Annotated in this window: 5 protein-coding genes; all 5 read left to right on the forward strand. The window is 46.5% G+C overall.

What is annotated here, in order from left to right:
- Positions 1-58 precede the first annotated feature (58 nt).
- The 5 genes from hutI (at position 59) to UF05_RS14915 (ending at position 6,658) form a co-directional block, all read left to right on the forward strand.
- Positions 59-1,309, forward strand: coding sequence for an imidazolonepropionase (gene hutI / locus UF05_RS14895; protein ID WP_045545085.1), 1,251 nt, complete (start codon positions 59-61; stop codon positions 1,307-1,309).
- A gap of 1 nt (position 1,310) precedes the next feature.
- Complete coding sequence (gene hutG / locus UF05_RS14900; protein ID WP_015296590.1) at positions 1,311-2,333, forward strand: formimidoylglutamase; 1,023 nt, start codon at positions 1,311-1,313, stop codon at positions 2,331-2,333.
- A gap of 84 nt (positions 2,334-2,417) precedes the next feature.
- Complete coding sequence (gene hutU / locus UF05_RS14905) at positions 2,418-4,115, forward strand: urocanate hydratase (RefSeq protein ID WP_005462647.1); 1,698 nt, start codon at positions 2,418-2,420, stop codon at positions 4,113-4,115.
- A gap of 11 nt (positions 4,116-4,126) precedes the next feature.
- Complete coding sequence (hutH, locus tag UF05_RS14910) at positions 4,127-5,662, forward strand: histidine ammonia-lyase (protein ID WP_045545084.1); 1,536 nt, start codon at positions 4,127-4,129, stop codon at positions 5,660-5,662.
- A 270-nt stretch (positions 5,663-5,932) separates the two neighbouring features.
- A complete protein-coding gene (locus UF05_RS14915) occupies positions 5,933-6,658 on the forward strand; it encodes a DUF3581 domain-containing protein (protein WP_017448640.1) in 726 nt (241 codons plus the stop codon).
- The last annotated feature ends 195 nt before the right edge of the window (positions 6,659-6,853 follow it).

Below are 6,853 nucleotides of genomic sequence, written 5' to 3' on the forward strand. Positions count from 1 at the left end.
TTTGACCTATTTATTTGTATATACATTTAAAGATACAAATCAAAGTAGGAATGAGAGAATGGATTTGCTGATTGAGAATGCCCGACTAGTTAGCATGGAACGTGGTGAAGCAGGTTATTTACCAACGCCACCAGCCCGTGTTGGTATTCAAGCTGGTCACATCGCGGCTATCAGTGCTCATCCAGTTGGAAGTGACACCCCTCAAATAGAAGCGCTTCTGTCTCCTCAGAACTATTCGCAAACTATCGACCTACAAGGTCAACTTCTGACGCCGGGACTCATTGATTGCCACACCCACTTAATTTACGCGGGGAATCGCGCGAATGAATTTGAGATGCGCTTAAACAGCGTGCCTTATCAGGAAATAGCGAAGCAAGGTGGCGGTATCCTTTCCAGCGTAAAGGCCACTCGAGCAGCTACTGAAGAGCAATTAATTGAGCTCGCGTTGCCTCGTTTAGATGGCTTGTTAGCAAGTGGGGTTACGTCGGTTGAAGTAAAATCAGGCTACGGCTTGACGCTCAAAGACGAACTAAAAATGCTGCGTGCTGCAAAAGCCTTAGAACAAGAGCGTAAAGTCAAAATCACAACCACCCTTCTTGCCGCTCATGCTTTACCGCCTGAATTTGAAGGTCGCGCAGACGATTACATCGAACATATTTGTCAGGAAATCATCCCAATCGTCGCAGAGGAAAACTTGGCCACCAGTGTAGACGTGTTTTGTGAGTCTATCGGTTTTAATTTGGAGCAAACCGAAAAAGTATTTGCGACAGCGAAACAATATGGCTTACACATAAAATGCCACACTGAGCAGCTATCAAACCTTGGTGGCACTGAATTGACTGCACGATACAAAGGCCTTTCGGCTGACCATATCGAATATCTCGATGAAGACGGTGTGATCGCCCTTTCGAAATCCGATACCGTAGCCACACTACTACCCGGTGCTTTTTACTTTTTGAGAGAAACTCAGTTACCACCGATTGAGCTACTAAGGAAGTACCACGTGCCAATGGCCATCGCCACCGATGTAAACCCAGGTACATCTCCCTTTTCCGACCTGACTCTAATGATGAATATGGCATGCACCCTATTTCGTCTCACGCCACAAGAAGCATTGCGCGGCGTAACGCAACATGCTGCACAAGCACTTGGCTACACCAACTCACGAGGAGTGATAAAAACAGGTTTCGATGCGGACTTTGCTATCTGGGATATCGAACACCCAGCAGATTTAAGTTACCAAGTCGGAGCAAAACGCCTCGTAGGTCGTATAGTAAATGGTGAATATGTTTCACACGGAGGCTTTTAATATGTCTCAGTCAGATTTACACCAGCAAAAATTTCACTGGCAAGGCCGTCATGATGCTGAAGATGGCAAATTGGGTCAACGCATTCACCACGTCGTTAAACATCAAAAAACAAGCGAGCTAGAGAGAGCCTCTCAAGGCGTATCCATTCTGGGTTTTGCTACCGACGCAGGCGTTGCGAGAAACAAAGGCCGAATTGGAGCGAAAAAAGCACCAGATTTGATTCGTAGAGCGTTAGCGAATCTCGCTTGGCATAAAGATGCCCCGCTTTATGATCTTGGGACTGTCGTTTGCGATGATGACTTGTTAGAAGAAAGCCAATCACGCTGTGCAAACCTCATTTCAGAAGCGCTACCTCACACGCCAACTATCGTTTTGGGGGGCGGACACGAAATTGCGTGGGCATCGTTTTCTGGTCTAGCGGAATATTTCAAAACGCATCATCCAGAGAAAAAGCCAAAAATCGGCATCATTAACTTCGACGCGCACTTCGATTTACGCGCGTTTGAAAGTTCATTAGCGGATGTAAAACCAAGCTCAGGCACGCCATTCAACCAAATTCATCATTTTTGTCAGCGTAACGATTGGGCTTTCCATTACGCCTGTTTGGGGGTGAGTCGCAGCAGTAACACGCAAGCATTGTTCCAAAAAGCAGACGAGCTGAACGTATGGTATGTAGAAGATAGTCAACTCAATTACTTGAATCACAGCTACCACCTAACCCAACTGCAACACTTTATCGACGATTGTGACTATCTCTATCTCACCATTGATTTGGATGTATTCCCAGCAGCAACCGCGCCAGGCGTAAGTGCTCCTGCGGCTAGAGGTGTAAGTTACGACACAATCGCACCTTTTTTAGAACGAATTCTTCACTACAAAAACAAGCTTATGTTAGCCGACATCGCAGAGTACAACCCGAATTACGATGTCGATAGTCAAACCGCTCGCTTAGCTGCCCGTTTGTGTTGGGACATCGCCAACGCCATGGCGGATAAAGAACATAAACGTCAGCCTATTAAATAACCATCACTTTGAAACCTAAGTGAATTTGGAATAACAAGACCAAGCAAGCACTTGGTCATCACGAGAAACTAAAGGAGTCTGAAAATGACACAGCGCCAGGGACAAGATCCACGACTTGATACAAGCAGAACAATTCGTGCACCTCACGGAAATAAACTGCGCGCAAAATCTTGGCTTACAGAAGCCCCACTTCGTATGCTGATGAACAACCTAGATCCTGATGTGGCAGAACATCCACATTCATTAGTGGTATACGGCGGCATTGGTCGCGCAGCACGAAACTGGGAATGTTACGACAAGATTGTAGAAGTACTGGAACGACTCGAAGATGACCAAACGCTTTTAGTGCAATCAGGTAAGCCTGTAGGCGTTTTTCCAACCCACAAAAACGCACCGCGCGTGCTCATTGCCAACTCAAACTTGGTTCCGCATTGGGCAAATTGGGAACACTTCAACGAGCTTGATAAGCAAGGTTTGATGATGTACGGCCAAATGACCGCGGGTAGCTGGATTTATATCGGTTCACAAGGCATCGTACAAGGCACTTACGAAACCTTCGTGTCAGTTGCGAAAAAGCACTTTAACGGCGATGCAAAAGGTCGCTGGGTTCTAACTGGTGGTCTTGGTGGCATGGGTGGCGCTCAACCACTTGCGGGCACCATGGCAGGTTTTTCAATGATTGCCGTTGAGTGTGACGAATCACGTATCGATTACCGTCTGCGTACTGGTTATGTTGACCAAAAAGCGACGTCTCTAGACGAAGCACTCGCAATCATCACCGAATCAGACACGCCAGTATCTGTTGGCCTTCTAGGTAACGCGGCTGATGTTTTCTCAGAGCTTGTTGAACGCAATATCACACCAGATGTAGTTACTGACCAAACCTCTGCGCATGACCCATTAAATGGTTACCTACCACAAGGTTGGAGCATGTCTCACGCAGCAGAAATGCGTCTGCAAGATGAAGCCGCTGTTGTAAAAGCAGCGAAGAAATCCATGGCAGTACAAGTGCAAGCGATGCTCGATCTGCAAAGCCGTGGCGCGGCGACACTCGATTACGGTAACAACATTCGTCAGATGGCATTGGAAGAAGGTGTAGAAAATGCGTTTGATTTCCCAGGTTTCGTTCCTGCTTATATTCGTCCTTTATTCTGTGAAGGCATTGGGCCTTTCCGTTGGGCAGCTCTATCAGGTGATCCAGAAGACATTTACAAAACCGACCAAAAAGTAAAAGAGTTGATTCCTGACAACCCACATCTTCATAACTGGTTAGATATGGCGCGTGAGCGTATTCAGTTCCAAGGTCTTCCGGCTCGTATTTGTTGGGTAGGTTTGAAAGATCGTGAACGTCTTGGTCAAGCGTTCAACGAAATGGTGAAAAATGGTGAGCTGAAAGCTCCTATCGTTATTGGTCGCGACCACTTAGATTCAGGCTCTGTAGCAAGCCCGAACCGAGAAACAGAAGGCATGATGGACGGCTCTGACGCAGTATCAGACTGGCCACTATTAAACGCATTATTGAACACTGCTGGCGGCGCAACATGGGTATCACTTCATCACGGTGGTGGCGTAGGTATGGGCTTCTCCCAACACTCGGGTATGGTCATTTGTTGTGACGGTAGTGACGATGCTTCTCAACGCATTGCTCGCGTACTGCATAACGACCCTGCAACGGGTGTAATGCGTCATGCCGATGCGGGATATGATATCGCCAAACAATGTGCAGCCGAGCAAGGACTGGATTTACCAATGCTCAACGAAGAATTGAAGAAGCTCAAGTAAGGATGAAAGAGATGTTAAATTTAACGCTAAAGCCAGGTCATATTAGCTTAAACGAACTGCGTCAAGTGAGCCGTTCCCCGGTCAACCTTACTTTGGACCCAGAGGCCATTCCGGGCATTGAAGAAAGTACTCAAGTCGTCGACCGCGTCATCGTAGAAGATCGCACCGTCTATGGTATCAACACCGGTTTCGGTCTTTTGGCAAACACACGAATTGCACCAGAAGACTTAGAAACGCTGCAAAGAAGTATTGTTTTATCTCACGCGGCGGGTATCGGAAAATTCATGTCTGACGAGACCGTTCGACTCATGATGGTATTAAAAATCAACAGCTTGGCTCGTGGATTTTCTGGCATTCGTTTGAAAGTCATCAACATGTTGATTGATTTGGTCAATGCACAAGTTTATCCATGCGTTCCTCAAAAAGGCTCAGTGGGTGCTTCAGGCGATTTGGCTCCCCTAGCCCACATGAGTACGGTGCTGCTTGGTGAAGGTCAAGCACGTCACAATGGCCAAATCGTATCCGGCTACGAAGCACTAAAAATTGCTGGTCTTGAGCCTATCACACTAGCGCCAAAAGAGGGCTTAGCGTTACTCAATGGTACACAGGCTTCAACAGCATTCGCGCTAGAAGGTCTGTTTATTGCTGAAGACCTTTTTGCGTCAGCAACCGTGTGTGGCGCAATGTCTGTAGAGGCTGCGCTAGGTAGCCGACGTCCGTTCGACCCTCGAATCCATCGCGTACGTGGCCATCGTAGCCAAATGGACGCGGCACTCGCATATCGTCACCTACTGGATACATCGAGTGAAATTGGTGAATCGCACACCAACTGTGAAAAAGTGCAAGACCCATACTCACTGCGTTGTCAGCCGCAAGTAATGGGCGCGTGTTTGCAGCAAATTCGTAACTCCGCTGAAGTATTGCAAGTAGAAGCGAACTCCGTTTCTGATAACCCATTAGTATTTGCTGAAGATAACGACATCATCTCTGGGGGTAACTTCCATGCAGAGCCTGTTGCGATGGCAGCCGACAACTTAGCTCTCGCCATTGCAGAAATCGGCAGTTTGTCTGAGCGTCGTATGGCACTTCTCATCGACAGCGCGCTATCAAAACTGCCGCCGTTCTTAGTGGATAATGGTGGGGTGAACTCTGGTTTCATGATTGCTCAAGTAACCTCCGCGGCATTAGCAAGTGAAAACAAGACCCTTGCTCACCCAGCCTCAGTAGACAGCTTACCAACATCAGCAAACCAAGAAGACCACGTGTCAATGGCGACATTCGCGGCTCGAAGACTGAAAGAAATGGGTGAAAACACTCGCGGCATTCTGGCTGTCGAATATCTATCGGCGGCGCAAGGTTTGGATTTCAGAGCGCCAAATAAATCGTCAGAGCGAATCGAAATTGCAAAACAGATGCTGCGTGAAAAAGTGTCGTTCTACGATAAAGACCGTTACTTTGCACCCGATATCGAGCAAGCAAACACATTGTTGAAACTCGCTCTACATAACGCACTGATGCCAGAGAACCTTCTGCCAAGCGTACATTAATCTGTAGAAGCAAACTTCAGTCTAGGCTCCACTTCTTCGTGGAGCCTTTTTTGTGTCTATACTCTTAACAATTCGTGAGTGATATCAGAGTCGCGCGACGCACTTATTCGCATCATAAATGGATAAGCGATTCAAGCATGTGTTTTTAAACGTTTATCTGCTGATTTGGGTGCGCATTGTCAAAATGCAGTGAACTTTCTACTGGATGGACCATTGCTACTCAGATATTCGCATATAATCCCTTACAGTTTTGGTTACTACTTAATAATTATGTTTCTAACACCTTATTTTTCAAACAATAATCATCAATTTCAATTCACTCGCGAACAAGCAAGTCACTTTGCTAAGCGCGTGGCTGGTGATTACAACCCTATTCATGATGAAGATAACAAACGCTTTTGTGTGCCTGGCGATCTGCTATTTGCCGTTCTACTAAGTAAAGAAGGCATCAGCCAAAAAATGCGCTTTCGTTTCTCTGGCATGGTAAATGATGGCATTGAGCTGCATATTGAAAATAAGTGTGAAAAAGAAAGCGCAGTCGTAGATGAGGCAGGCAAAGAATACTTGCACATGTCTCGTGAAGGCGAAACCAACCACAACCCGGCTTTTATTGAGCACGTGGTAACAAACTACGTGCAGTTTTCTGGCATGAACTTTCCGCACATCATGGTTCCTCTTATGGAAGAGAAACAAATGATGATCAACTGTCAGCGTCCACTGGTTATTTATGAAAGCATGGAAGTGGAATTTTCGCGCTTAGACCTTACACATCCTGAAGTGGATTTCACTGGTGCGACGTTTGATGTAGATGGTAAGCGCGGCGTGGTGACTTTGAACTTCGCATTCAAAGAAGACGGTGAAGTGGTCGGTAAAGGCATTAAGCGCATGGTAGCGAGTGGTTTGAAGCCATACGATCAAGATGCCGTTGACGACCTTGTACACCGCTTTAATGAGCGTAAGGATGCATTCCTAGCAAAGTTCGTTAAGGCAGCGTAACAGACTGCCGAATTAGCGATAACAATCGGATACCAAAAAGACAGCCCAACGATTAATGTTGGGCTTTCTTTTGGTTCATCGCGGATAAGCGGGAACTAAAAACGGTAGTAAGTGATAGAGTTTTATCGCCAAACAAAACCTACACAAACTACCGTTTTCATGTCGAATCATACTTTCCTATCTTCATTCTGGGAA

The sequence above is a fragment of the Vibrio sp. S457-15 genome (genome assembly GCF_000960545.1).
GTDB classification, from domain to species: Bacteria; Pseudomonadota; Gammaproteobacteria; order Enterobacterales; family Vibrionaceae; genus Vibrio; species Vibrio parahaemolyticus.

What these genes read in the sequence shown, in the direction of transcription:
- hutG (WP_015296590.1), top strand. Translation starts at nt 1,311, where the DNA reads ATGTCTCAGTCAGATTTACACCAGCAAAAATTTCACTGGCAAGGCCGT.
- hutI (WP_045545085.1), top strand. Translation starts at nt 59, where the DNA reads ATGGATTTGCTGATTGAGAATGCCCGACTAGTTAGCATGGAACGTGGT.
- UF05_RS14915 (WP_017448640.1), top strand. Translation starts at nt 5,933, where the DNA reads ATGTTTCTAACACCTTATTTTTCAAACAATAATCATCAATTTCAATTC.
- hutH (WP_045545084.1), top strand. Translation starts at nt 4,127, where the DNA reads ATGTTAAATTTAACGCTAAAGCCAGGTCATATTAGCTTAAACGAACTG.
- hutU (WP_005462647.1), top strand. Translation starts at nt 2,418, where the DNA reads ATGACACAGCGCCAGGGACAAGATCCACGACTTGATACAAGCAGAACA.